This is a genomic window from Paraburkholderia lebeckiae (assembly GCF_050436225.1).
GTDB lineage: Bacteria > Pseudomonadota > Gammaproteobacteria > Burkholderiales > Burkholderiaceae > Paraburkholderia > Paraburkholderia tuberum.
The window spans coordinates 2,584,826-2,609,535 of sequence record NZ_JBNDLU010000002.1; the positions used below are offsets into that span (position 1 = coordinate 2,584,826).

General features: G+C 61.9%; 22 protein-coding genes and 1 pseudogene. 13 read left to right on the forward strand and 10 right to left on the reverse strand.

What is annotated here, in order from left to right:
- Positions 1-140: 140 nt before the first annotated feature.
- The 5 genes and pseudogenes from pssA to OKW45_RS26515 all read right to left on the reverse strand — a co-directional run bounded on the left by pssA (position 141) and on the right by OKW45_RS26515 (position 5,311).
- Positions 141-1,013 (reverse strand): CDP-diacylglycerol--serine O-phosphatidyltransferase, encoded by an 873-nt coding sequence (gene pssA, locus OKW45_RS26495; protein ID WP_018420002.1) that lies wholly within the window; start codon positions 1,011-1,013, stop codon positions 141-143.
- Between the two features lie 24 nt (positions 1,014-1,037).
- Entirely contained in the window at positions 1,038-1,676 is a 639-nt protein-coding gene (locus OKW45_RS26500) for a phosphatidylserine decarboxylase (protein ID WP_018420001.1), read from the reverse strand.
- 133 nt (positions 1,677-1,809) lie between these two features.
- Positions 1,810-2,826, reverse strand: a complete 1,017-nt coding sequence (gene ilvC / locus OKW45_RS26505) for a ketol-acid reductoisomerase (protein ID WP_008920617.1) — start codon at positions 2,824-2,826, stop codon at positions 1,810-1,812.
- A gap of 105 nt (positions 2,827-2,931) precedes the next feature.
- A complete protein-coding gene (gene ilvN, locus OKW45_RS26510; RefSeq protein ID WP_018420000.1) occupies positions 2,932-3,423 on the reverse strand; it encodes an acetolactate synthase small subunit in 492 nt (163 codons plus the stop codon).
- Positions 3,424-3,546: 123 nt separating this feature from the next.
- Positions 3,547-5,311, reverse strand: a pseudogene (locus tag OKW45_RS26515) (acetolactate synthase 3 catalytic subunit).
- Positions 5,312-5,666: 355 nt separating this feature from the next.
- On the opposite strand from OKW45_RS26515, the gene OKW45_RS26520 reads away from it, so the two are divergent.
- The 11 genes from OKW45_RS26520 (at position 5,667) to OKW45_RS26570 (ending at position 16,222) form a co-directional block, all read left to right on the forward strand.
- The gene (locus tag OKW45_RS26520) at positions 5,667-6,230 is read left to right on the forward strand and encodes an RNA polymerase sigma factor (protein WP_018419998.1); all 564 of its coding nucleotides are present in this window, start codon (positions 5,667-5,669) and stop codon (positions 6,228-6,230) included.
- Complete coding sequence (locus OKW45_RS26525) at positions 6,227-6,658, forward strand: DUF3619 family protein (protein WP_018419997.1); 432 nt, start codon at positions 6,227-6,229, stop codon at positions 6,656-6,658. Before OKW45_RS26520 ends, OKW45_RS26525 begins: the two co-directional genes overlap by 4 nt.
- Positions 6,659-6,674: 16 nt before the next feature.
- Complete coding sequence (locus OKW45_RS26530) at positions 6,675-7,442, forward strand: DUF3106 domain-containing protein (protein ID WP_429472021.1); 768 nt, start codon at positions 6,675-6,677, stop codon at positions 7,440-7,442.
- Between the two features lie 21 nt (positions 7,443-7,463).
- The gene (locus OKW45_RS26535; RefSeq protein ID WP_018419995.1) at positions 7,464-7,988 is read left to right on the forward strand and encodes an RDD family protein; all 525 of its coding nucleotides are present in this window, start codon (positions 7,464-7,466) and stop codon (positions 7,986-7,988) included.
- Positions 7,989-8,758: 770 nt separating this feature from the next.
- On the forward strand, positions 8,759-9,700 hold the full coding sequence (locus tag OKW45_RS26540; protein ID WP_018419994.1) for a UDP-2,3-diacylglucosamine diphosphatase: 942 nt from the start codon (positions 8,759-8,761) through the stop codon (positions 9,698-9,700).
- Positions 9,701-9,748: 48 nt separating this feature from the next.
- A complete protein-coding gene (locus OKW45_RS26545; protein ID WP_026225699.1) occupies positions 9,749-10,780 on the forward strand; it encodes a glycosyltransferase family 4 protein in 1,032 nt (343 codons plus the stop codon).
- Between the two features lie 20 nt (positions 10,781-10,800).
- Positions 10,801-11,484 carry a diacylglycerol kinase gene (locus OKW45_RS26550; RefSeq protein ID WP_429472023.1) on the forward strand — a complete coding sequence of 228 codons (684 nt, stop codon included), beginning with the start codon at positions 10,801-10,803 and terminating at the stop codon, positions 11,482-11,484.
- A gap of 280 nt (positions 11,485-11,764) precedes the next feature.
- Positions 11,765-12,490 (forward strand): TetR/AcrR family transcriptional regulator, encoded by a 726-nt coding sequence (locus OKW45_RS26555; protein WP_018419991.1) that lies wholly within the window; start codon positions 11,765-11,767, stop codon positions 12,488-12,490.
- A gap of 2 nt (positions 12,491-12,492) precedes the next feature.
- On the forward strand, positions 12,493-13,080 hold the full coding sequence (locus OKW45_RS26560; RefSeq protein WP_026225698.1) for an LOG family protein: 588 nt from the start codon (positions 12,493-12,495) through the stop codon (positions 13,078-13,080).
- Between the two features lie 65 nt (positions 13,081-13,145).
- Positions 13,146-13,892, forward strand: a complete 747-nt coding sequence (locus tag OKW45_RS26565) for an SDR family oxidoreductase (RefSeq protein WP_429472025.1) — start codon at positions 13,146-13,148, stop codon at positions 13,890-13,892.
- A gap of 278 nt (positions 13,893-14,170) precedes the next feature.
- A complete protein-coding gene (locus OKW45_RS26570; protein WP_429472026.1) occupies positions 14,171-16,222 on the forward strand; it encodes an ArnT family glycosyltransferase in 2,052 nt (683 codons plus the stop codon).
- 54 nt (positions 16,223-16,276) lie between these two features.
- On the opposite strand, the gene OKW45_RS26575 is transcribed toward OKW45_RS26570, so the two are convergent.
- Positions 16,277-16,921, reverse strand: coding sequence for a DUF924 family protein (locus OKW45_RS26575; RefSeq protein WP_429472028.1), 645 nt, complete (start codon positions 16,919-16,921; stop codon positions 16,277-16,279).
- Between the two features lie 1,144 nt (positions 16,922-18,065).
- Complete coding sequence (locus tag OKW45_RS26580) at positions 18,066-18,332, reverse strand: YlcI/YnfO family protein (protein ID WP_429472029.1); 267 nt, start codon at positions 18,330-18,332, stop codon at positions 18,066-18,068.
- Positions 18,333-18,731: 399 nt separating this feature from the next.
- Here OKW45_RS26580 and istA point away from each other — a divergent pair, with 399 nt between their 5' ends.
- Both istA and istB read left to right on the forward strand, forming a co-directional pair.
- Positions 18,732-19,748 (forward strand): IS21 family transposase, encoded by a 1,017-nt coding sequence (gene istA, locus OKW45_RS26585; RefSeq protein ID WP_429466504.1) that lies wholly within the window; start codon positions 18,732-18,734, stop codon positions 19,746-19,748.
- On the forward strand, positions 19,745-20,533 hold the full coding sequence (gene istB / locus OKW45_RS26590) for an IS21-like element helper ATPase IstB (protein ID WP_018420540.1): 789 nt from the start codon (positions 19,745-19,747) through the stop codon (positions 20,531-20,533). The genes istA and istB overlap by 4 nt, the downstream gene beginning before the upstream one ends.
- Positions 20,534-20,589: 56 nt before the next feature.
- Here istB and OKW45_RS26595 read toward each other — a convergent pair whose 3' ends face one another.
- The 3 genes from OKW45_RS26595 to OKW45_RS26605 form a co-directional block, all read right to left on the reverse strand.
- Positions 20,590-21,015 carry a hypothetical protein gene (locus OKW45_RS26595; protein WP_429472031.1) on the reverse strand — a complete coding sequence of 142 codons (426 nt, stop codon included), beginning with the start codon at positions 21,013-21,015 and terminating at the stop codon, positions 20,590-20,592.
- Between the two features lie 138 nt (positions 21,016-21,153).
- A complete protein-coding gene (locus OKW45_RS26600) occupies positions 21,154-22,086 on the reverse strand; it encodes a hypothetical protein (protein ID WP_429472032.1) in 933 nt (310 codons plus the stop codon).
- Positions 22,083-24,602, reverse strand: a complete 2,520-nt coding sequence (locus tag OKW45_RS26605) for a hypothetical protein (RefSeq protein ID WP_429472033.1) — start codon at positions 24,600-24,602, stop codon at positions 22,083-22,085. The genes OKW45_RS26600 and OKW45_RS26605 overlap by 4 nt, the downstream gene beginning before the upstream one ends.
- Between the last annotated feature and the right edge of the window lie 108 nt (positions 24,603-24,710).

A 24,710-nucleotide genomic window follows, 5' to 3' on the forward strand; every position in this document is an offset into this window, starting at 1 on the left:
TCCAGCCACCGCGCAATGCACGCCGGAGCGGCCTGCGGCGCTGTCCGAAGCGACCTCGTAACGGGACTAACCAACGAAAAACGGCAGCCTGTAGGCTGCCGTTTTTCGTACATCGCTGCGATGCAGCGCGCTTCAAATCCTCAGCGGTCGTGCGACATCGAACGCGCCGGATTGGCCCGGCCGCGCACCGCCTGATATGCCCAGAACACGTAGCCGGACAGACCGTACAGCACGAACAGACCGAACAGCATCAGCGGCGGATCGGACGACACGAGCACGAAGGCGACCACCACCAGCAGGATCACGCCGAACGGCACGCGATGCCGTACGTCGAGCGCCTTGCCGCTATAGAACGGCGCGTTCGACACCATCGTTACGCCCGCGTAGATGGTCAGCACGAAGGCGACCCACGGCAGCCAGACGAGCTTCAGCGGCACGCGGTTGTCGGTGGCGAGCCACACGAAACCGGCGATCAGTGCCGCCGCGGCCGGGCTCGGCATGCCCTGGAAGAAACGCTTGTCGACCACGCCGATATTCGTGTTGAAACGCGCGAGCCGTAGCGCCGCGCCGGAACAATAGACGAACGCCGCGAGCCAGCCCCAACGGCCGAGATCCTTCAGGATCCACTCGTACATCACGAGCGCGGGCGCAACACCGAACGACACCATGTCCGACAGGCTATCGAACTGCTCGCCGAACGCGCTTTGCGTATGCGTCATGCGCGCGACGCGGCCGTCCATGCCATCGAGCACCATCGCGACGAAGATCGCGATCGCTGCGATCTCGAAGCGCACGTTCATCGCCTGCACGACGGCGAAGAAGCCGCAGAACAGCGCGGCCGTGGTGAACGCGTTCGGCAGCAGGTAGATGCCGCGTTTTCTGAGGAACTGCTGACGCTGCGCGCGCCGGCTGTCGGCGACCGGCGACTCCGTGACCACCGGCGGCTTGTTGCGACGAAACGGCCGCGGCAGCGGTCCACTGCTGCGGGGTCGACGCGGTTTGAATGCGGCCATTCGGACAACCTCCTGTATGCCGCTTTACAGCTCGGCGAGGATCGTGGACGACGCCGACACCTTCTCGCCGATCGACACGCGCGGACGGCTGCCCACCGGCAAATACACGTCGACGCGCGAACCGAAGCGGATGAATCCGTAACGCTGGCCGCGGGTCAGCGGCTCGCCTGCACGGACGTAGCAAAGAATCCGCCGCGCGATCAGCCCGGCAATCTGCACCGACGTGACCGTCTGGCCGCCGGCCATTTCGATCACGACCGCGTTGCGCTCGTTTTCGAGCGAGGCTTTATCGACCGCCGCGTTCAGATACGCGCCTGGAAAGTATTCGACCTTCGAGATTGCGCCGTCGACCGGCGAGCGCTGCGAGTGCACGTTGAATACGTTCATGAACACGCTGATCTTCAGCGCTTCGCGATTCGCATAAGGATCATGCGCGGTTTCTACCGCGACGATACGGCCGTCGGCAGGACACAGCACCGCGTTGGCCTGCGTCGGAATCGGACGCGCCGGGTCGCGGAAAAACTGCACGATGAAGATCAGGATCAGCCAGAAGAGCCACGCAAAGCCGAACCCCGCGAAGGCGTGAACCAGTAATGCAACGACGGCCGCGATGGCGATGAACGGCCAGCCTTCTCGCGCGATGATCGGATGAGGATAATTCATGGATGGCTTCTGTGTTTTTGTAAAACCGTAGGATAGCAAAAGCCGCCCAGGGTTCAGCACCCTTGGACGGCTTTTTGACTGGTCCGGGCCACCGCGCCGAAGCGCCGCGCCGGGCCTCGTTACGTCGAAACGCCTAGTTCTTCGACTGGTCGACGAGCTTGTTCTTCGCGATCCAAGGCATCATCGCGCGCAGCTTCGAGCCAACCTGCTCGATCTGGTGCTCGGCCGTCAGACGGCGACGCGATTGCAGCGTCGGTGCGCCAGCCTTGTTCTCAATGATGAAGCTCTTCGCGTATTCGCCGGTCTGGATGTCGGTCAGCACGGCCTTCATCGCCTTCTTCGTTTCAGCGGTTACGATGCGCGGACCCGTCACGTACTCGCCGTACTCGGCGTTGTTCGAGATCGAGTAGTTCATGTTCGCGATGCCGCCTTCGTAGATCAGGTCGACGATCAGCTTCAGTTCATGCAGGCACTCGAAGTACGCCATTTCCGGCGCGTAACCCGCCTCGACCAGCGTTTCGAAGCCGGCCTTGATCAGGTCGACGGTACCGCCGCACAGCACAGCCTGCTCGCCGAACAGGTCGGTTTCGGTTTCTTCACGGAAGTTCGTTTCGATGATGCCGGCACGGCCGCCGCCGTTAGCCGCTGCGTACGACAGCGCGATGTCGCGCGCCGCACCCGACTTGTCCTGCGCAACCGCGATCAGATGCGGCACGCCGCCACCTTGCGAGTAGGTGCCGCGAACCGTGTGGCCCGGCGCCTTCGGCGCGATCATGATGACGTCGAGGTCGGCACGCGGGATCACCTGGCCGTAGTGAACGTTGAAGCCGTGCGCGAACGCGAGCGCTGCGCCCTGCTTGATGTTTGCGTGGACTTCCTTCGCGTACACGTCGGCGATCTGCTCGTCCGGCAGCAGCATCATGACGACGTCCGCGCCCTTCACCGCTTCCGCGACTTCCTTGACTTGCAGGCCGGCGTTTTCAGCCTTGCTCCACGATGCGCCGCCCTTGCGCAGACCGACCGTGATGTTCACGCCGCTTTCCTTCAGGTTCAGCGCGTGCGCATGGCCTTGCGAGCCATAGCCGATGATGGTGACCTGCTTGCCCTTGATGAGGGAAAGATCGGCGTCCTTGTCGTAGAAAACTTTCATGTCGGTTCCTTGGCTAGATTCGATGATTCAGAGAAATTCAGGTACTGCGAATGTTGGTGTTGGCAGCTGGGCGATACTGCGTTGCCCGGCCTTGCGATCGCGACGTCAGACCTTCAGAATGCGCTCGCCGCGACCGATGCCCGAACTGCCCGTGCGGACTGTTTCGAGAATCGCCGTGGAGTCGAGCCCCTCGATGAAGGCGTCGAGCTTGTCGCTCGCCCCCGTCAGTTCGATCGTGTAGGTCTTTTCAGTGACGTCGATGATGCGGCCGCGGAAAATGTCCGCCATCCGCTTCATCTCCTCACGTTCCTTGCCGACCGCCCTCACCTTGATCAGCATCAGCTCGCGTTCGATGTGGGCGCCCTCGGTAAGGTCGACCACTTTCACCACCTCGATCAGGCGGTTCAGATGCTTCGTGATCTGTTCGATCACGTCGTCCGAGCCAACGGAGACGATGGTCATGCGCGACAACGAACGGTCTTCGGTCGGAGCCACCGTCAAGGTTTCAATGTTGTAGCCGCGTGCTGAGAACAGCCCCACCACGCGCGACAGCGCGCCCGGTTCGTTTTCCAGCAGGACGGAAATGATGTGTCTCATGTTTCGCTTCTTCCAGATGTTGTGTCGATGTCTGCGAGCGGAGCGGCGCCGCTTCGTCTGCCCTCGCCTTTTGTGAAGGCGCGCATACGAAGCCGGCGCTGGATTTATCCAGACGCCCCGTCGTTAAAGATCTTCCGAACCCATGAGCATCTCGGTGATGCCCTTGCCGGCCTGAACCATCGGCCAGACGTTTTCGGTCGGATCGGTCTGGAAGTCGAGAAACACCGTGCGATCCTTCAGGCGCAGCGCTTCCTTCAGCGCCGGTTCCACATCGGCCGTGCGCTCGATGCGCATGCCCACGTGTCCGTACGCTTCGGCGAGCTTCACGAAGTCCGGCAGCGCATCCATGTACGAATGCGAATAGCGTTTGCTGTATTCGATCTGCTGCCACTGGCGCACCATGCCCAGATAGCGGTTATTCAGCGAAATAATCTTGATCGGCAGCTCGTACTGCTTGCAGGTCGACAGCTCCTGGATGCACATCTGGATTGAGCCTTCGCCCGTGATGCACAGCACGTCGTCGTCCGGATGTGCCATCTTCACGCCCATCGCCGCCGGTAAGCCGAAGCCCATCGTGCCGAGGCCACCGGAGTTGATCCAGCGACGCGGCTTGTTGAACTTGTAGAACTGCGCGGCCCACATCTGGTGCTGGCCAACGTCGGAGCACACGAACGCGTTGCCGTCGGTCAGCTCCCACGCCTTTTCGACCACGTACTGCGGCTTGATGATGTCGCTCTTGCGGTCGAACTTCAGGCAATCTTTCGCGCGCCAGCCTTCGATGTCCTTCCACCAGTCGGCGAGCGCCGCGGCGTCGGGGCCATGCTCGGCCGTCTGCAACTGCTCGATCAGTTCCTTCAGCACTTCCTTCACGTCGCCGACGATCGGAATGTCGACCTTGACGCGCTTGGAAATGGAAGAGGGATCGATGTCGATGTGGATGATCTTGCGCGGCCGCGACGCGAAGTGATTCGGATCGCCGATCACGCGGTCGTCGAAGCGCGCGCCGATCGCGATCAGCACGTCGCAGTGCTGCATCGCCATATTGGCTTCGTACGTGCCGTGCATGCCGAGCATGCCGAGGAATTTCTTGTCGCTCGAGCGGTAGCCGCCCAGACCCATTAGCGTATTGGTGACCGGATAGCCGAGCAGATCGGCGAACTGGTTCAATTCACGCGACGCATCCGCGAGCACGATGCCGCCGCCGGTGTAGATATACGGACGCTTCGCCGACAGCAGCAGCGACACCGCCTTGCGGATCTGACCGGAGTGGCCCTTCGTTACCGGGTTGTATGAGCGCAGCGAAACGCTCTTGATCGGCTCGTATTGGCACGGGGTCTTCGACACGTCCTTCGGAATGTCGATCAGCACCGGGCCGGGACGGCCGGTACGGGCGATGTAGAAAGCTTTCTTGACCGTGGCGGCGAGATCGCGCACGTCCTTCACGAGGAAGTTGTGTTTCACGCAGGGACGGGTGATTGCCGACCGTGTCGCATTCCTGGAATGCATCCTGACCGATCGCGGCAGTCGGCACCTGGCCGCTGATCACGACCAACGGGATCGAATCCATATAGGCGGTCGCGATGCCGGTCACCGCGTTGGTGACGCCGGGGCCGGAGGTCACGAGACACACGCCGACCTTGCCGGTGGAGCGCGCGTAGGCGTCCGCGGCATGCACGGCGGCCTGCTCGTGGCGCACGAGCACATGCTGGAACTTGTCCTGTTTGTACAGCTCGTCGTAAATGTAGAGTACCGAGCCGCCGGGATAGCCCCAGATGAACTCGACGTCTTCGTCGGCCAGTGCCTTCATGAGCACGGTGGCGCCGATAGAGTCTGCTTCGTGATGGGGGGTCGTATCCGACGTGGAGAATTCCGCGCTGGGCATATTCATTGATTCACCTTTCGAATTTTCGGCAAAAAATTGATCGGGTGCTCTCTGCCGGGCTTGTGGCTCGGGTTCAAGCGGCGCGTCCAGTTGACAGGCAGGCTTCTTGGGCCACACCTCAATTGAGACAACTCACTTATGTTGCGAACCAGCGACGATAGCTTCAGACGCGTTCGCGGTCAAGAAAATATTGCCATTGGCTCGCGCATAGGAGCGCGCGATCGGACGGAATGTCAGCTGTCATGCAAATGCAAGCTTGAGCAGGTTTCACCCCTATCGGAGCGAAAGTTTGTTAGCATCCGCGAGTTTTACGACATTTTTCGACGATTACGCGCACGCTTGCTGCGCCGACCCCAACCGGATGGCATCAGACAAGGAACTCGCCGATTTTCTGGCGGGCGTCGAAAGGCGCGCATTCAAGCAGACGGTCTACGCCGTGCGGGACGACGATGCGTCCCTCGACATCGTGCAAGACGCGATGATCAAGCTCGCCGAGAAATACGGCGACCGCCCGGCGGCCGAGCTACCACTGCTGTTTCAGCGTATTCTGCAGAATGCGACTCACGACTATTTCCGCCGTGCCAAAGTACGCAACACCTGGGTTAGTCTATTCTCGTCGCTCGGCAATGCCGACGACGACGAGTTCGATCCGCTGGAAACCCTGGAGGCCGAGGCGGGTTCGGCTGGCGCCGAGAGCAACGAACAGAAGCTCGAACGAGAGCAGGTCCTTCAGTCGATCGACGACGAGATCCAGAAATTACCGGCACGTCAACGGGAGGCGTTTCTCATGCGTTATTGGGAGGATATGGATGTCGCCGAGACTGCCGCCGCAATGGGCTGCTCCGAAGGCAGCGTGAAAACGCACTGCTCCCGGGCCACTCACACGCTGGCGCAAGCGCTCAAGGCGAAAGGAATCACGCTATGAGCTCCCTTGAAAACACAGAACTCGAGTTTGCGCGTCAACTGCGCCGCGCTCTCGACGAAAACACCGCCAGCCTCCCTCCCGCCACCGTCGACCGGCTCGCTGCCGCGCGTCGTGCCGCGTTGGCGCGCAAAAAGCCCGAAGCCGTCAGCGCGCCGGTGTTCGTGCCTGCGTTCGCCGGCATGCCGGCCGGGATGGCGGAGCTACCGCAGGGAGGCTTCGAGCCGCGCCGCCGCTGGCCGCTGCGCCGCTTCGCGCTCGCGTGGCCGCTGGCCGCGCTGGTCGTGAGCCTGATCGGCATCGCGTACTGGGAAGATCAGCAGCGCACCGCCGAACTTGCCGATATCGATGCCGCCATGCTAAGCGACGACCTGCCGCTCAATGCCTATCTCGACCACGGCTTCAACGCGTATCTTTCACGCGCCCACTGAGCGGGAGATTCCTCGGGTGAGTTACAAGCGCGGCCTGGCCGTTGTTTTCGGATGCACGATCGCCGCCCTGGTGTCGTTTGTCGCGACCTATCCGCGCTTTCACCCGAGCCCATCGTCGGCGGGCAATCCGTCGCCCGGCGTCAACGTCGCCGCGCCCGCGCCCGCCCCCGCACTTTCCGTCGAATTGCCCGGCCTGCCGGGCAGCAACAGCCCCCTCGCGTGGTCACGCCTGAGCGCCGCCGACCACGCCGCGCTGGCCCCATTCGCATCGCAGTGGGATTCGTTTAGCGACGAACGCAAGCGAAAGTGGATCAAGATTGCGTCGCGATACGCAAAGATGTCGCCGGATGCCCAAAAGCGTCTGCATGAGCGCATGAGTGAATGGGTGCGCATGACGCCCGATCAGCGCCGCGTCGCGCGCGAAAACTACCAGGTTTCGAAGGAGTTGCCGCGTGAAGCGCGCCAGAACGCGTGGAAAGCGTACCAACAACTGCCCGAAGAAACGAAGGAGCGGCTCGCCGCGAGCGAACGCAAGCGTCGCCCCAGCGTCGTCAGCGCGCCGCCATCGGCTCGCAACGAGATCAAGGGCATCGACCGGTTCGTGAATGCGCGCGAGCACGGCGCCAGCGCTGCCGCGGCGGCGAGCGCCGCGCCGGCTGCCTCCGCGCCGGCTGCGGCCTGGCTGCCGGCGCAGCCTGCGATTCCGGCAGCGGGCAGCTTCGTACCGGCGACGCCGGTGCCCGTGTCGCCTGCCGAAGCGCCGGCAATCTTCCACGGCTCCTGATTCCGATCCCCCACCCATTACGTGTCCCAGCCGCTCGCCACCCCCACCCTGCCTGCCGCCGCACCCGCCGGCACGGCGCCCACCGTCCGGCGACGGCTCGCGGCACTGCTCTACGAAACGGTCATTCTGTTCGGCGTCGTGTTTCTCGCCGGCTATCTGTTCAGCACGCTGACGCAGCAGCGTAACGGGCTCGCGCATCACAACCTGCTCGCCGGCTGGATCGGCCTCGTGGTTGGCGTGTACTTCGTCTGGTTCTGGACGCACGGCGGCCAGACGCTGCCGATGAAAACCTGGCGATTACGGGTTGTTGGCGCTGATGGCGCGCCGGTTTCGGTTGGGCGGGCGATTGCGCGGTATGTGCTCGCCTGGTTGTGGTTTTTGCCGCCGCTGGCGTTGCATCCACTTCTTGGGTTGCGGGTGCCGCAGACGCTTGTTATTGCGGGCGTCTGGTTCGTGGTGTGGGCCGCGAGTGGGCGTTTTGATCCGCAGCGGCAGTTTTTGCATGATCGGCTCGCGGGGACGCGGGTCGTAGCGGTTGGGCGCTAGCGCGCTTGGGCGATTAGCAGAATGCGTTGTTCCCCTTGGGCGGGGTGAGGCCTTTTTTTGTCTTTTTTCTTTGCGGTGTTGGCCTTTCCTTGCTTTGTTGTCGGTCTATTGGCGTTGCCCCTGTGCGGGGCGGCACCTACTTTCTTTGCTGCTGCAAAGAAAGTAGGCAAAGAAGACAGCTCAAACCGCCAACTCTTAAGCGGGTCCCTCGGTCAGCAGAAAGTAGTGGTGCATCTGGAATCCGTGCCCTCGCACATTCCGCGCCAGTGACAAGGCAGTCATTCTTCCGGCGGCGCTACGCGCGCCGAAACCCCGTTCAAAATCCACCGGTTGTTTCGGCGCATCGCCGAGGCGCAGCCGATGGTCCCCGCTGCGCGGGGCAAAATCATTGGTTTCCCAGGCAGACCCGTCCGCGACGCACGTAGTGCGGAGTGGGAGGGATGACGGCTTTGTCACGAGCGGGGAATGTGCGGGGGCCCGGATTCCAGATGCACCACTACCGCTTCCAAGCTAGGGGACCCGCTTATGAGTTGGCGGTTTGAGCTGTCTTCTTTGCCTACTTTCTTTGCAGCAGCAAAGAAAGTAGGTGCCGCCCCGCACAGGGGCAACGCTAATAGACCGACAAGACAACAAGGAAAGGCCAACAAAGCCAGAACAACGAAAAAACAGGCCCCGACAAGGCCCCTCCGTAATAAGAACTTCTCATGACTGTCACGCCAAAGTCACGCGAACCCGGCCCAATACGGGCACCGCCACTCGACGCGTGAGCCATGGACCCAAATCCGTCCGCGACTTCCCTGTTTCGTCAAACCGGACCGAGCGTCGACCCCGTCGCGTTCCGGCCCGATCCGGGTTCTACTCAACACGGCCTGCCGCTGCCCCCGACGCCATCACTCGATGCCCGCGCCGATCATCCCGATGACGGCCACGACGATCCGCATCGCTATCGCACGATCTGGCTCTCGGATATCCATCTCGGCTCGAGCGGCTGCCAGGCGGGATATCTGCTCGACTTCCTGCGCCACAACGAATCGGAGTACCTGTACCTCGTCGGCGACATCATCGACGGCTGGCAGTTGAAGAAAGGCTGGTACTGGCCACAGGCGCACAACGACGTCGTGCAGAAAGTGCTGCGCAAAGCGCGCAAAGGCACTCAGGTCATCTACGTGCCCGGCAATCACGACGAAGCCGCGCGCCAGTTCTGCGACCTCGCGTTCGGCGACATCCACGTACGCGGCGAAGCGTTCCACACGACGCTCGCCGGCAAGCGGCTTTGGATCGTGCACGGCGATCTGTTCGACGGCGTGATCCAGCACGCGAAATGGCTCGCCTATCTCGGCGACACGCTGTACACGATGATCCTCGTACTCAACCGCTGGTTCAACCGGATTCGCAGCAAGCTCGGATTTCCGTACTGGTCGCTGTCGCAATACCTGAAGCATCAGGTCAAGAACGCGGTCAACTTCATCTCGTCGTTCGAACGCGTAATGACAGACGAAGCGCGTCGCCGCGGCTGCGACGGCGTCGTCTGCGGGCACATCCACAAGGCCGAGATGCGCGAGATCGATGGCGTGCTCTATTGCAACGATGGCGATTGGGTCGAGAGTCTGTCGGCGCTCGTCGAGACTTATGAAGGCGAGCTCAAGGTGATCTTCTGGACTGCGCTGCGCGCGCCCCAGGCGGGCACGCAAAAAGCCCGCGCCACTGCCTGAGCACTTCCACTCTCCACTTCCACAGGGCCCGCAGCGATGAACAACGCGATGAAGATCATGATCGTCACCGACGCATGGGAGCCGCAGGTCAACGGTGTCGTACGCACGCTGAAGAACACCCAGCGCGAACTCACCGCGCTCGGCCATCAGGTCGACCTGCTGACGCCGCTCGAATTCCGCACCATCCCGTGCCCGACTTACCCGGAGATACGCCTGTCGTTGCTGCCGCGCCGCCGGCTGCGCGAGCGCATCGACCGTTTCGCGCCCGACGCGTTGCACATCGCGACCGAAGGTCCGCTGGGAATGGCCGCGCGCGCGTATGCGCTCGAACACAAGCTGCCGTTCACGACCGCGTATCACACGCGCTTTCCCGAGTACGTGCAGGCGCGCTTTCGCATTCCGCTCGCGGCGACCTACAGGTTTCTGCACTGGTTCCACAAGCCGTCGCTCGCGGTAATGGCGCCGACCCCCGTCGTCAAGCAGGACCTCGAGAAGTTCGGCTTCACGAACGTCGTGCTGTGGACGCGCGGCGTCGATCTCGAAATCTTCCATCCGATGGACTCGAAGGTGCTCAACACCGCACGGCCGATCTTCCTGTACGTGGGACGCGTGGCGGTCGAGAAGAACGTCGAGGCATTCCTGCAGCTCGATCTGCCCGGCTCGAAGTGGGTCGCGGGCGAAGGTCCGGCGCTCGCAGAGCTGAAGTCGCGCTATCCGCAGGTCAACTATCTGGGCGTGCTGTCGCAGGCTGAACTCGCGAAGGTCTACGCGGCCGCCGACGTCTTCGTGTTTCCGAGCCGCACCGACACGTTCGGACTCGTGCTGCTCGAAGCGCTCGCATGCGGCACGCCGGTGGCCGCATATCCGGTCACCGGGCCGATCGACGTGCTCGGCGACGGCGGCGCCGGTGCAATGCACGAGGATCTGCGCGAAGCCTGTCTGCAGGCACTGAAGATCGATCGGTCGCATGCGCGCGCATGGGCCGAGCGCTTCTCGTGGGCAGCGGCGTCCGCACAATTCGCCGCGCATCTGAAGCCGCTGCGCGGCACGGCGTATCGTGAGGAAAGCGCCGCTGCGTGATGCGGCGCGCGGAGCCATTCATGCGAAGCAGTCGATCCAGCGCCGAAGGCGCGTCGAACGGCGCACTGCGCGCCGTCGAGTCCACCCGCGACACCACCAGCATCGAACCGTTCGACGACGTACGCGAGCCGGGTGTGACCGGGCATGCGGATACCGTGCAACGGGTGAACGGCGGGAGGACCACGACCGGCGGCGCCAGCGTCGCGGGTGGCGTGCAACCTGACGCCACCCACGGCACGACTCGCGACTCGAGCCACGACGCCCCCAACGAACCGCTCAGCCCCGACGACCCGCTCGCCCCGCTGCCTTTCAACCCCTACAAAGGCAACCGCGGCCTCACGCGCGCATGGCACGCGATGAAAAACTCGCTGGCCGGTTTTCGCGTTGCAATTCGCGAGGAAAGCGCGTTTCGTCAGGAACTCACGTTGGCCGCGATCCTGATTCCGTGCGGCCTCGTGGTGCCCGTCGATCCCGTGTCGCGCGTGTTGCTGCTCGGCTCGGTGCTGCTGGTGCTGATCGTCGAGCTGCTCAATTCGAGCGTCGAAGCGGCAATCGACCGGATCTCGCTCGAACGTCACGAATTGTCGCGCCGCGCGAAGGATCTCGGCAGTGCGGCCGTGATGGTGGCGCTCGGCATGTGTGTGATGACGTGGGGAGTCATCGTCGGGCCGCTGGTCGTCGGCTGGGTTCGCGCGTGGCTTTGAGGTTCGATGCGGGTTGAAGCGCACGCTTCGCCACGCCCCCCAGGATGAAAATCCGCGCAGGCGGTTGGGTATTAGAACGCTCGGTTTATAATCGTTTGACGGTCTCACAGGAAAGCGCTCGCGCAAACGTATTCGCGCCTCGCCTCATCCTGCCCTTTCGGGGGGCCCGCCGCGTGTCGGCGGGTTCGGGAGAGCTCAATATACCAACCGCATCCGGGTGGAATACGCAGCAGCGGCACGCCGCCACGCGCCCAGCCCGGCATAACCAGGGCCGGACGACATGGAAGCCAAACCTCCCCGCCGCACGCGCGAACGGATTCTCGAACTGTCGTTGAAGCTGTTCAACGAAATCGGCGAGCCGAACGTCACGACGACGACGATCGCCGAGGAAATGGAAATCAGCCCAGGCAACCTGTACTACCACTTCCGCAACAAAGACGACATCATCAACAGCATCTTCAGCCAGTTCGAGCAGGAGATCGAGAAGCGTCTGCGTTTCCCCGACGACCATCGCGCGACCATCGACGAGATGTGGTCGTATCTGCAGTACATGGTCGATTTCACGTGGCGCTACCGCTTCCTGTACCGCGACCTGAACGACCTGCTCGCGCGCAACCGCACGCTCGAGACGCACTTCAAGCAGATCATCAGCCATAAGGTGCGCTTCGCGAGCCAGTTCTGCGAACAGCTCGTCGCCGACGGCGAAATGGTCGCGACGCCGCAGGAAATGCAGGTGATCGCCACCAACGTCGGCGTGATCGGCACGTACTGGCTGTCATATCAGTTCGTGATGAATCCGCGCAAATACAACGAGCAGGAAGCGATCCGCGAAGAGCTGCATCAGGTCAGCGTGCAGATCGTCTCGCTGATGGCGCCCTACCTGCGCGGCCGTTCGCGGCAGCTATTCGACGACCTCGTTTCGGGCACGCTGCCCAAGCGCGAGTTCTACGACTACCTGCCGCCGCGTGAAGGCGCCGCGCCTCGCAACGAATCGAAGGACAGTTGAGCATGAAGTCGGTGTGTGTCTATTGCGGCTCCTCGATGGGAGCCAAACCGTTGTATGCGCAGGCGGCGCGCGCCTTCGGCCGTGCGCTGGTCGAGGCCGATCTCGCACTCGTCTATGGCGGCGGCAAGGTGGGGCTGATGGGCGTAATCGCCGATACCGTGATGGCCGAAGGCGGCCGCGCGATCGGCGTGATTCCCGAGCTGCTCGTCAGCAAGGAAGTGGGGCATAACGGCCTGACCGAACTGCACGTGGTGCCCGACATGCATCATCGCAAGAAGATGATGGCCGAGCTGTCCGATGCGTTCGTCGCGATGCCCGGCGGCGCGGGCACGCTCGAGGAGCTGTTCGAGGTATTCACGTGGGCGCAGCTCGGCTACCACGGCAAACCGGTTGCACTCCTGAACACCGACGGCTTCTACGCGCCGCTGATCGACCTGCTTCAGCACACGGTCGACGAAGGCTTCATGCGCAAGACCTATCTCGACATGCTGCAGATCGACGCCGATCCGCTCGCGTTGATCGGCAAGCTGCAACGCTACGCGCCGCCCGCGCGCGACAAATGGGCGGCAGTCCAAAGCGACGCGATCTGAATCCCGGGTCCACCGAACCCGAGCGAAGCTCGCCGCGCACACTCCACCCCAACGACGAGGTTGCGATGACGAAAGCTGTTCTGATCACCGGCGGCAGTCGCGGCATTGGCCGCGCCACCGCGCGTCTGCTTGGCGCGCGCGGCTGGTGCATCGGCGTGAACTACGTGCGTGACCTCGCCGCCGCGCAGCAGACAGTCGCAGAGGTCGAACACGCGGGCGGCCGCGCGGTGCCGATTGCCGGCGATGTCGCGAACGAAGCCGACGTGAGCGGCATGTTCGATACGCTGCAGCAATCCTTCGGCCGCATCGATGCGCTCGTCAACAACGCCGGCATCGTCGCGCCGTCGAGCCAGCTCGCCGATATGGACTTCGCGCGTCTGAAACGCATGTTCGACGTCAACGTGCTCGGCGCCTATCTGTGCGCACGGGAAGCGGCACGGCGCATGTCGACCCAGCGCGGCGGCGCGGGCGGCGCGATTGTCAATGTTTCGTCGGCGGCGGCGCGGCTCGGTTCGCCGAACGAATACGTCGACTATGCGGGGTCGAAAGGCGCAATCGACACGATGACGCTCGGCCTCGCGAAAGAACTCGGCCCGCAGGGCGTGCTCGTGAACGCGGTGCGTCCGGGCCTGATCGACACCGAGATCCATGCGAGCGGCGGCAAGCCCGAGCGCGCCGCGCAACTGGGCGCGACCACGCCGCTCGGCCGCCCCGGCCGCGCCGACGAAGTCGCCGAGGCCATCGTGTGGCTGCTCAGCGACGCGTCGTCGTACGTGACGGGCGCACTGTTTGACGTCGCCGGCGGCCGCTGAGCGAACGCCTCACGCAACGGGGCGCAAGCCTTAAACACTTGGCGCGGCCCACTACGGCCGCGCCGTTCCAGCCCGCTCCCCTCTCCTCTTTCTCCGCGAACCCCCGTCGATTTCTCGTGAAACCGGCACAGCCGCGCATCGAATGCGCGCGTCCGTTCGTCTGTAATCTTCAGTAATAATGCGGCGCTACAATCGACAGATCGTATGCATTCGCAGGCGACGTAAGGAAAACATAAGTACGAAGCCAACGCCGCCGCGTACGCTGACCAGAGACTTCCATGCAAGACAAGCAGTCCACGCGCTGGCGCGCGCACAGTGCCAACGCGACGACCCCGACCTCGGCCGCTCCAGCAGGTGGCGCGCACGAGGCCCCGCTTTCCGCCAGCACCGCGCACCCGTTTGCCGGCGCACAGACCCACCCGGCGGCCGGGGACCCCGCGGCTTCGGCCGCAGCGGTATACAGCGCCGACACCGCCCATGCATCGGGCTCCGCCGTTTCTGCCGACCGCGCAACGCGCGGCCTGCAGCGTTGGCGCGCGCTCGCGGCGATCCGCCCGCTGCTGTGGATCGTCGCGCTGGCGATCCTGTGCGCGTGGCTCGCCCCCGGCATTCTCGGCCACGAACCGTGGAAGCAGGACGAAACCTACACGTTCGGCATCGTCCAGCACATGCTCGATACCGGCGACCTCGTCGTGCCGACCAATGCCGGCCAGCCCTTCGTCGAAAAGCCGCCGATCTACGATTGGGTCGCCACGGGCCTCGCGTGGATGTTCGGCCGCTATCTGCCGCTGCACGATGCGGCACGGCTCGCGAGTGCGCTTTTCGCGGGCCTGACGGTGTATTACACCGCACGGGTCGCGCGTCGCGCGGTCGCTGCGTCGAGCTGGTTCGACCTGCGCGTGATCGGCACGCTCGCGCTGTTCGGCGGCACGCTCGTCGTCGTCAAGCACGTGCACGACATGATGACCGACGTCGCGCTGATGGCCGGCGCCGCGCTCGGTTTTTGCGGACTGTTCGAACTCGTACTCGTGCATCTGCGTGACGACCCGCGCGCCGCGTCGTATTTGCCGATGCACGCGCAAGCCGCCCGGCAGACCAAACCGCCCGATGCCCGCGAGCGGCGTCACGCGATCATCAGCGGCGCGACGATGTTCGGCGCGGGCGTCGGCGTGTCGCTGCTCGCCAAGGGGCTGTTCGTACCGCTCGTGTTCGGCGCCACCACCTGCGCGGCGCTGCTGTTCTATCCCGCATGCCGCAGCCGCGGCTTCGCCGGCGCGCTCGGCCTCGCCGCGCTCGTCTGCGCGCCGTTCGCGCTGATCTGGCCGATCTGCTTCTACCTGCGGTCAGAGGCGCTCTTCAAGGTATGGCTGTGGGATAACAACGTCGGGCGTTTCTTCGGTTTTTCGGTCGCCGGGCTCGGCTCCGAAAACGAGAGCCACCTGTTCGTGCTGCGCACCGTGCTGAGCGTCGGCTTTCCGGTCGTACCGCTCGCGCTGGCCGCGCTCGCCGGTGGCGCATGGCGGCGCTGGCGCGATCCGCGCGTCGCGTTGCCGGTGCTGTTCGCGGGTATCGGTTTCGCGGTGCTGCAAAGCTCGGCGACGGTTCGCGAGCTGTACATCCTGCCGTTCATCGCGCCGCTCGCGCTGGTCGCGATGCAGGGCGTCGAACGTTTGCCGGCGCGCCTGCATACCGGCTGGGATATGACTAGCCGAGTGCTGTTCGGCAGCGCGGCCACGCTCGTGTGGATCGTCTGGTCGACCATGACGACCCCCGCGAGCACGCATGCGTCGCTGCATCTGCTCGGCCGCTGGCTGCCGCTCGACTGGGTGCTGCCGATTTCGCCCGCGCTGATCGTCGGCGCGCTGCTGCTGACGATCGGCTGGCTGTGGCTGCTGCCGTCGTTCAAGTACGCGGGCAAGTGGCGCGGCGCGCTCAGCTGGTGCGCGGGCGCGATGCTCGTCTGGGGGCTCGTCAGCACGCTGTTGCTGCCGTGGCTCGACTATGCGAAAAGCTACCGTTCGGTGTTCCGGGACCTCGGCGCGAAGATGGATATCGAATGGAACGACGGCGACTGCATGGCAAGCGCCGGACTCGGCGAATCCGAAGCGCCGATGCTCTTCTACTACACGGGCATCGTGCATCAGCCGAGCGAAGATCCGCGCACGACCGCCTGCACCTGGCTGATCGAGGAAACCCACCGCGACAACGCGCGGCCGCCGGCCGGCGAATGGCGGCTGTTCTGGTCCGGTGCGCGACCGGGCGATTCGGATGAGCTGTTGCGCGTCTTCGTGCGCACGCCGATGGCGGGCAAGCCGCACGGCGACGAGTAGAGCCGCGCAACGCGTCGCGCCGGCCGAGTGTCTCGCGCGCGCGTCCGCGTCGATTCAGAACGACGAACCGGGCGCGCGCAGGAACGCGATCTCCTCGTCGCTCGATTCACGTCCGAGCAACCCGTTGCGATGCGGAAAGCGGCCGAATCGTTCGATCACTTTCGCGTGGCGCAGCGCGTACTGATAATAGCCGTCACCGCCCGGCTCCGCGGCAAGCTGTTTGAAGAGACGCAGCGACTCCTGCTGGCTCGCGAGCGTTTCATCGTGCTCGAACGGCAGATACGCGAACGCGCGATGCTGCACGTCCGGCAACAGCCGATCGGCGCCGCTCGCGATGATCCGTTGCGCGGTTTGCAGCGCCTTGGCGTCGGTCGCGAAGGCGCGCGGCGTATTGCGATGGCAGTTGCGGGAAAACTGATCCAGCACGATGACGAGCGCCAACGCACCCAATGGCGTGCTCTGCCATGCGTCGAGTTCACCCGCGTTCGCCGCATCGATCAGGTTATCGAAACGTTCGCGCAGCATCGTATCGACGGCGTCATCGCGCTTGAACCAGAACTTGCGCTCCGTGCCGCGCTCCGGCGTGCCCGGCGCACCGAACCAGCAGTCGAGAACCTCGCGCGCCCGCGGCGCGAGCGCCGCATAGTCGGCTTCGACCAAGTACGGTGCCGAGGTGGCGTGCGGCGGCGTGTCAGCCATTGCGGTTGCGCATCCACTCGGTCTGAATACTACTAACTGTTAGCAAGGTGTAGTCCATTGATTTCCACAGATATTTTTCACATTTACACCAAGAATGGCATAAGTCCTTGCGTGTTATTCCGCTGTACGCGCTCCGGACACGAACCAACGAAAGCGAATTGTCCGAATTAGCAGCGCCCTATCAACACCGGGTTGCAATTAAATCGGCAAATCTGCCAAACGGGCCGCAGCAGTGAACAATGAGTCTGCGGGGTTGTGCCTGGACCAACCTTGAAACAAGTCTAAAGCCTTCGACCGCGAACCGTGAAGCGCGCAGCCACGGTGTTAAGCAATCGGCTTGGAAATTAGAACGCTGTGGTGAATGGCCCAACTGTCCGTTAAGTGAACTCGCGGTGACAAGTGTTGCTTTTGTCAGGCCTCCACTGCGACGAATTCTTCGCCGCAGTAAACCGGCGCCGTACCTCCAAAAGGAAGTCAGCCGCAACGCTGCGCGTGCATGCCCCGCTCGCGCTGCCATAACGCACCGGCGGCTGCCCATTCTCGTTCACATCGTTAACTGAGATTTGAGCCAATTCGTATGGCCTGCCTTGTCAAACGCCGATTCCGAATGTCTCACATCGTAGACACTATTTCTGGTCCGTGACCTGCGGTCCACTCGGCCATCTCGATAACTTTCATGGTTCTCCCCTGTGAAGGAATCAAATAGTCCACGAGACGACTGGTTAAGTCTTCGTGGTGGCTAGGCTGCAACAGTTGGCAGGCGACGGGCTGCCTGCTCGTGCCGCGCGGTGACTAGTTCGAAGCTGCTTTCGTCCTGACCGCACTTGGCCCCCCGGTCTGCTTGAACATCTCGTCCGAACCACACCGTCGGCATTCGGAAACTGATGTAACACGGAATTCTTCCAGTGCCCGGATGCAATGAGACCGCCGCTTGACGCCTTATAGAAGCAAATGTCCATTGCGCGCAGGTACATGACGATGTCCCAGTACCAACTGTCGGTGTAGGTGCCGCACGACCGGCGCATCTGCTCGCACGGCTGCCTGAGTTCAGACGCTAGTGCGCCGATTGGTCGGCATGTAAGGTCTTCTCGCGTCGTAGCGAAAGCGAGGAGGCGCGAGCGAAGAAGCTCCTTTCGTCAGGCCGCTATAACGAAGAATCTCTTGCAGCAGTCAGCCGGCGTTCGAGCTCCGAAAGAACGTCGCTCGCACTGAAATATTCGTTGTCGCGACCTGCCTGCTTCTCTGAAGCGAGGCCTCTCGAGATAAATCCATTTTGGACACAGCGGCGCGCAATGCCCTCGCGCAGCGCCGATTCCATGAATTCAGGGAGCGATTCGTTTTTGCGGAGCACACCTTCGGCTGCCATCCGAAGTTCCGGGTCGACACGAAGCGTCAGGATGGTAGTCGTCATGGGTCGCCGCCTCACAAATTACGTCGAAGACATTTCGGCCGCAACACTAAGCACTTGCAACGCTCCCGCTCCCGCGGGGCGGGCTCCGCCACTTCGAACCAGATGCTGGCAATCACGTGTGTCTCGGCGTTGTTAGCCGGGGCTCCGCTGGCCGTCTGTCCGCTTCACAGATGAGTTCGCGGCCCGGGGAAAGCGCGAAAATTTGGCATCAACGTCGTCATGGAACGGTTCTCGACCGTGCGTCCTCCAATTGGGTTTATCGCAAAAAAAGCCACTCCACCGCCCCCGTCCGGATAATCCTCCGGCCACTCTCTGTTAGCGCCGATGTAAAAATGACCCACCTCGCCGAAGTAAACCTGACCCACCTCGGGGGAGCAAGATGGCGGCTTTTTGCCGTCGATGCTAAGTCAGGAGCAAACAGTGGAAATCAAGGTGTTGGCAAGACGGGGAATGGGCGTGCGAGAGATAGCCAGGCAGATGGGCATCTCGCGCAATACGGCGCGTCGCTATCTGCGCGACGAACAGGCCGGGCACTATAAGCCGCGCGAGCCACGTGCGACGAAGCTCGAGCCGTTTAAGAGCTATGTGCTCGAACGCGTGGCGGCAGCGCGGCCGCACTGGATTCCAGCGACGGTGTTGCTTCGCGAGTTGCGCGAGGCCGGCTATGAAGGTGGCATCAGTCAGCTGAAGGCATTTCTCGCGCCGCACAAGCGAGCCGAAGCCGAGCCGGTGGTTCGCTTCGAGACGGCGCCTGGCAAGCAGATGCAAGCGGACTTCACGGTCATTCGCCGGGGCCGCGCACCGCTGTTGGCGTTGGTGGCCACGCTCGGCTACAGCCGTGCGAGCTTCGTGCGCTTCACTGCTGGCGAGGATGCGACGACGCTGTGCGAGTGCCTGCGCGAAGCGTTCTTCCACTTCGGTGGCACGCCTGAGCAAGTGCTGTTCGATAACGCAAAGTCGGTGATTATCGAGCGCGATGCTTTCGGCGAAGGCCAGCATCGATGGAATACGCAGTTGCTCGCGCTGGCGGACACGTACGGCTTTACGCCGAAGGTATGTCGCCCCTATCGAGCCAAGACCAAGGGCAAGGTCGAACGTTTTAACCGCTATTTGAAGGAGAGTTTCGTGGTACCGCTGGCCGCTACCCTCAAGCAATCGGGCCTTACGTTGGATGTCGACGCCGCGAATGCGCACATCGGACGTTGGCTTACGGAAGTCGCCAACGTGCGCGTTCATGCGACGACACGCGAGCGTCCGGCAGCGAGGCTGATGGTTGAACAAGCGGCGTTGCTGCCGCTACCGGCCACAAAGACGGCCCCCTTCCCGGCGACGCCTCGGCCGCGTCGCGTATTACCGCGCGAGAGCTTGCAACATCCGCTGGCGGTCTACGACGCGTTGCTGGAGGTCGCCGCATGAATCTGCAATACGAACGCATTGCCGGCCTATGCACGCAGCTCAAGCTCGACTGTGTTGGCCGCGACTGGGGCTCGCTCGCGCAGCACGCTGCAACGCGCGATGCGAGCCTGGCCGACTTCCTCGAGCAACTGCTGACGGCGGAGTTCGACGCGCGCGAAGAACGTAAGCGGCAGACGCTCACGAAGCTCGCGTCGCTGCCGAGCGTTAAGACGTTGGAGCAATACGACTTCGGCTTCGCCAGCGGCGCACCGCGCGCGCAAATTCAGGAGTTGGCGAGCTTGGCGTTCATCGAGCGCGCCGAGAACGTCGTACTGCTGGGGCCGTCCGGCGTCGGCAAGACGCACATCGCGAGTGCGCTGGCCTATCGTGCGACCCAGGCGGGCATCAAGACGCGGTTCATCACGGCCGCTGACTTGATGATGCAACTGGCAACGGCGCGGCAGCAGAACCGGCTGAAGGAGTTCTTCAATCGAGCGGTTGTCGGGCCCAGACTGCTCGTGATTGATGAAATTGGCTATTTGCCCTTCGGGCGCGAGGAAGCGGACCTGTTCTTCAACGTTGTCGCCAAGCGCTACGAGCGCGGCGCCATCGTGTTGACGAGCAATTTGCCGTTCACGCAATGGGCCTCGGCGTTCGCCGACGACCAGACGCTGACGGCCGCAATGCTCGACAGGCTGCTGCATCACGCGCACATCGTGCAAATCAGCGGCGAGAGCTACCGCTTGAAGGACAAGCGGAAAGCGGGACAAACGAGCACGCGGGCGAGCGCGAAGGCAGCCGCGTGATAGGGGCCCGGGTGGGTCAGTTTTACTTCGGCGATTCGTCGAAAAGTGGGTCAAATTTAAATCGGCGTTGACAACTCTCTTGCCAGCAACTCCATCGCATCCCGCATGACCGCTTCCCGAATCTGCAATTGCCTCGGCATCACCGTCTCGCCGTCGTACGCCTCCTCGGTCTCCACCCTCATTGATTCCAGCACCGATTGCGCGCAAGCAACCCAGTCCATCGCCCGGCGCAGGCGCACGAAGCTGGCATCAGAAATCCCCGCGTCTCGTGCCGCAACCTCCTTTCGGTCATCGTCATCAATCGGCCAGCCATTCCATTTCGCTGTTTCGCCGGTTGCCCCGGGACGCGCGGTCTTGTCGAAATACGAGACGGTAAGTGGCTGCCCAGTCGTTTCGGGATGAAGCGCCCGCGCGAGGAGTTCTGGGACGTCCGCGGTTGCGACGTACCCTGTGCCCGAAGGCAGGACTATCTCATTTGCCATTTGCGCCCTTCATGCGTACACCTTCATTGGGGCAGCCCCTGCCAAGCCGGAGAAGCACCATCTTCAGAATCACCGATTCTGAGGGATATAGGCGTCGCAGAGGATGATGTTCGTAGTTGCATCGTCGGGCCGCGTGACTTAGCTATCGTATCTGGTGTCCAGAAAATCTTTGAAGCTTAGTTCGCCGGTAATTAGCTCGTCCTTCATCTGCTGCGCGTCCTCCGCAGAAGGAAGGCCCTCTACCGAGATGGTGCAATCTATCTCCAAGCGCGCGAGCAGCGTATTTATCTGCAAGATGATGTGACTTCGAAAGACGCGTTTAGCTTTTTCTGCAGCTGCGCTCCGATACAAATCGTAGAACTCCGTCGTTCGCTCGGTTGACCAGTCACGGCAATTCCATCCCCATGCGTGCGCGGCTTTGTAGCGGAAGATATTGTTGGACCGCGCATATTCCTTGATATCAAAGTTGCGCGGATTTTTTCCGTTCCGGACATCGAACGACAAGAAAGGCGGTCCCAAGTTGCCAAATTTTCTCAGATTTGATAGCAAGCGTCGGTAGCCGCGTCTGCCGCCCAAGTCGGGGGGGACATCGATGTGCCACAACGCCGAAAGCGGAACCCAGCGCAACGCGGCGCTTTGCCAAAATTTCCGGTCCTCTGTAGCGAGATATTGGACTGCGAAACCAACTAGCCGGAAGAGCCTCTTTGTCGTAACCGCGTGAAAGAATGTTGTCTCGTCATCTCGCGGGATGAGTTCGAACTGTGCGCGCCCCTCCCATGCGATTTTCTTGGCGAGGGTATCTACGGCATTACCCAGCTTTTCTTCAGGAGAGTAGCCTGCATGGTCGGAGAGGTCATCCAGCACCTGCAGCGCTTTTCGCTGTTCTGTCTCCGTTCCATTTAGTTGGACCGAAAAGCCCTTTCTTCGACCAAGTCGGAACGGCATCGGGTGTGAAATATCCTCCACGAACATGAAGACGTTCTGAATGATGGCTTCTTCAGACTGACGCAAACTTGGAAGGAATCTGGCGAGGCGCGGAGTCCATTTGGGTTGTGGTTTTCCTGATGTCATTTCTCTTCGCCCTCGTGTGAAGGAATATCAGAATTGTACTGTTCGTCGTCAAGCTTATCTGAGAGTCCACTTCGTTTCCAATGCTCCCGCAAGTTCTCCGAACCCGCTTTGCCGCCCAAATAAAGTGCGACAAAGATGTCGATTCCGTCATAGTCGAGCGAATTAATACGTGATGCCATGGCTTGGACCAAGCGGCTCGGATGTACCACCTCCGTCTCGTTTGCCAGGTACCACGCATCACCGGCCACCGGCTTGTGGGGGAGTTGCGCGAGTTTCTTTTCGACGCGTCGCTGCCACCCCGTCCTCAAGATGTCACGAGGTTTGGCGCCAAGACTGGATTCAACGAAGTTCACCAGCGCTACGATAGCCGCAGTCTTCCCGCTGTCGGCGAGATATCTGTCCCATGCTGAGCGCACGATGGTCCATAAGGTCTTGTTCTCGTAAAGTTCTGACAGCAGCAGTGCATAACCGCTAACGTCCATCAGGTCCAATACTGCTGCGGACGCGATTCTTAGATTCTGTGTTACCAGCCAGCCTGGCCCATCGTTTGATTGCATTTTGGCGAACTGCGTGAGGCACCCCACAAAATAGCGCGTAAAGATGTCCTGCAGCAGGTCGGCGTCTTCACCAATCAATGCTTCGAGCACAGCCTCGCCAGAGAAATGCAAAAATTGCCCGGCATAATCTGGATAGGTCGGCGGCCGCTCCAGTGCACTGAGCCGCGTCTGTAGACCCGACATAGCCTTGAGGAGCGTAATCTTCATTGGGCCCAGCGCAGTCCGCGTCGACTCAGCATCGAACTTCGCCCAAGGGAGTTCCTTCATCTTGCGGTCATCGCTCATCTCTGACCATGCGCTTTCCCAAACAGTGACCTGCTCGCTGAGCTTGTGCCAGTACTCCCACTGCCGACTGAGCGTTGCCGCTGTCATCCAGCGTAGCTCTGCCGCCGAGAACGTCTCTCTCAGCTTCGCGTATGCGTGAGGAAGTTTGTCGGTCAGGACAGCAATGTTTTCGACAAACTGTTTGGCCTCGGGTTGCGTTGCGAGTTCGGCCAGATACCAAGTGGGCGAAACTTCTTTCCCCTCTACGGCCCGCTCGAACGCTAGCCTTGGTGCCAGATATTCAATTTGGCTCAACACATAGTCTTCGAAGCCCGCTCGATAGTAGGTGCTCGGATTTGACCAGTCGATGGTGCCTATGCGAGCAACGATGTCTGCGCGTCGGAACGACGCATATCGCTGCCGCAATGCAATACTTAAGGCGATGGGTATCGCGGCCAAGCTTTCGGCGACCGCGACCTTTTGAACCGTTTCGGCTTGCGCCAGCTCTGAAGATTGCTTGATTGCAGCGGTAGTCCGAGAGCAGGCTTGGTCGAAGAGAGCGAATGCGGAGTCAGCTCGTCCGTGCGCCGCTAAGGTCGTAGCGTAGCTTTCGATGTATTGGAGCGCAGCGAGGGCGTTTTCCCATTGCGCGTTACGAACGTTGACGGCAAGGCAGTCGAGCAGAACGGACACTAAGCGCTCTTCAATCCAGTCACGATTGACCTCGGTCTGCGGCTCAATGGTCGTGCCAGTCTCGGTGGCGATGGAGAGCCTCATATCATCGGTTCGATACCATTCCGCGTGGCGATAGATTTGTGGATACCACCGGCTTCCGGTCGGGACGAGTGCCTTTTTTGTCCTATAAAGAATGAGAAACCGCGTGGTGCGCTTCGATACTTCGAGCAGTGGTGTTCCTGTGAGGTGCTGTTCCTGGAGCAACAGGTCTCGCAGGGTCTCCAAAACCGTTACCGCCTTTTCAGCTTGCTTGTACGCGTGATGCTGAAATGACTCGTCTCGCCACCTGAGCTTCGCCACAGTCACTGCAGCCATCCGACGCTCCAGCTGCTCGAAGATGTGCGAGGAGAACTCCGTCGGGTCAAAGAGATGGAAGACACGTTGACCAAGTTTCACGAATGCGAAGACGCCGACCCCGGCAGCGAGGGTAATGAGAGGAGGCGCAATGTAAATGCGGTCAAGATGCGACAGCCTCAAACAGATGAGAACGAGGCACAGGTAGGTCAAGAAAGACAGGAAGCGCATGTAGACGATGCCGAATCTGTCTTGGGCTAGCAGGTCACGTAGGTTGCTCGGCACCTTCGCATACATGGCGCTTCCGACTGTCGCAATCGCCGCATAGTAAAGACCGATGAACACGCCGCCAATACTGCTGATTGCAGCGAGGAACGTCACATAGTCGGAATCGTCGGGCACCGACAACCCATGCTTCCCGAAGAACCGGCAGAGGCACGGATTGCTCAGCTGGAGAACTGCCGCAACGACGATGGCCAAAAACCACGGCTTGGCAGTCACTCGGACGATGCCGACGAGAAAGAGGCCGAATTTTCCAGCGTCTTTGAGCGATTGGTTCGCTCGGTAGAGCCGGGACGTAAGCAGAAATCCGACCTTTCCAATAGTCCGACGAGCGTTCCAGAATGCCCGGTATTGGGCGAACCGAAGAAATAGATAAGACGTCATGGCCCCTTCTATGCTGAATCCGCCCCAAGCGGACCGTCGTAGTTCTTGTACGTATCGTGCTAATTGTGGTGCACGGGGCGGACGTGTCAAACGCCGCCATCCATCAGT

Excerpts from the sequence above, each read along its gene's own strand:
- OKW45_RS26605 (WP_429472033.1), bottom strand. The coding sequence starts at position 24,602 with ATGACGTCTTATCTATTTCTTCGGTTCGCCCAATACCGGGCATTCTGG.
- pssA (WP_018420002.1), bottom strand. The coding sequence starts at position 1,013 with ATGGCCGCATTCAAACCGCGTCGACCCCGCAGCAGTGGACCGCTGCCG.
- OKW45_RS26575 (WP_429472028.1), bottom strand. The coding sequence starts at position 16,921 with ATGGCTGACACGCCGCCGCACGCCACCTCGGCACCGTACTTGGTCGAA.
- OKW45_RS26580 (WP_429472029.1), bottom strand. The coding sequence starts at position 18,332 with ATGACGACTACCATCCTGACGCTTCGTGTCGACCCGGAACTTCGGATG.
- istB (WP_018420540.1), top strand. The coding sequence starts at position 19,745 with ATGAATCTGCAATACGAACGCATTGCCGGCCTATGCACGCAGCTCAAG.
- OKW45_RS26600 (WP_429472032.1), bottom strand. The coding sequence starts at position 22,086 with ATGACATCAGGAAAACCACAACCCAAATGGACTCCGCGCCTCGCCAGA.
- OKW45_RS26560 (WP_026225698.1), top strand. The coding sequence starts at position 12,493 with ATGAAGTCGGTGTGTGTCTATTGCGGCTCCTCGATGGGAGCCAAACCG.
- OKW45_RS26570 (WP_429472026.1), top strand. The coding sequence starts at position 14,171 with ATGCAAGACAAGCAGTCCACGCGCTGGCGCGCGCACAGTGCCAACGCG.
- istA (WP_429466504.1), top strand. The coding sequence starts at position 18,732 with ATGCTAAGTCAGGAGCAAACAGTGGAAATCAAGGTGTTGGCAAGACGG.
- ilvN (WP_018420000.1), bottom strand. The coding sequence starts at position 3,423 with ATGAGACACATCATTTCCGTCCTGCTGGAAAACGAACCGGGCGCGCTG.
- OKW45_RS26555 (WP_018419991.1), top strand. The coding sequence starts at position 11,765 with ATGGAAGCCAAACCTCCCCGCCGCACGCGCGAACGGATTCTCGAACTG.
- OKW45_RS26565 (WP_429472025.1), top strand. The coding sequence starts at position 13,146 with ATGACGAAAGCTGTTCTGATCACCGGCGGCAGTCGCGGCATTGGCCGC.
- OKW45_RS26595 (WP_429472031.1), bottom strand. The coding sequence starts at position 21,015 with ATGGCAAATGAGATAGTCCTGCCTTCGGGCACAGGGTACGTCGCAACC.
- OKW45_RS26500 (WP_018420001.1), bottom strand. The coding sequence starts at position 1,676 with ATGAATTATCCTCATCCGATCATCGCGCGAGAAGGCTGGCCGTTCATC.
- OKW45_RS26545 (WP_026225699.1), top strand. The coding sequence starts at position 9,749 with ATGAAGATCATGATCGTCACCGACGCATGGGAGCCGCAGGTCAACGGT.
- OKW45_RS26525 (WP_018419997.1), top strand. The coding sequence starts at position 6,227 with ATGAGCTCCCTTGAAAACACAGAACTCGAGTTTGCGCGTCAACTGCGC.
- ilvC (WP_008920617.1), bottom strand. The coding sequence starts at position 2,826 with ATGAAAGTTTTCTACGACAAGGACGCCGATCTTTCCCTCATCAAGGGC.
- OKW45_RS26550 (WP_429472023.1), top strand. The coding sequence starts at position 10,801 with ATGCGAAGCAGTCGATCCAGCGCCGAAGGCGCGTCGAACGGCGCACTG.
- OKW45_RS26540 (WP_018419994.1), top strand. The coding sequence starts at position 8,759 with ATGGACCCAAATCCGTCCGCGACTTCCCTGTTTCGTCAAACCGGACCG.
- OKW45_RS26520 (WP_018419998.1), top strand. The coding sequence starts at position 5,667 with ATGGCATCAGACAAGGAACTCGCCGATTTTCTGGCGGGCGTCGAAAGG.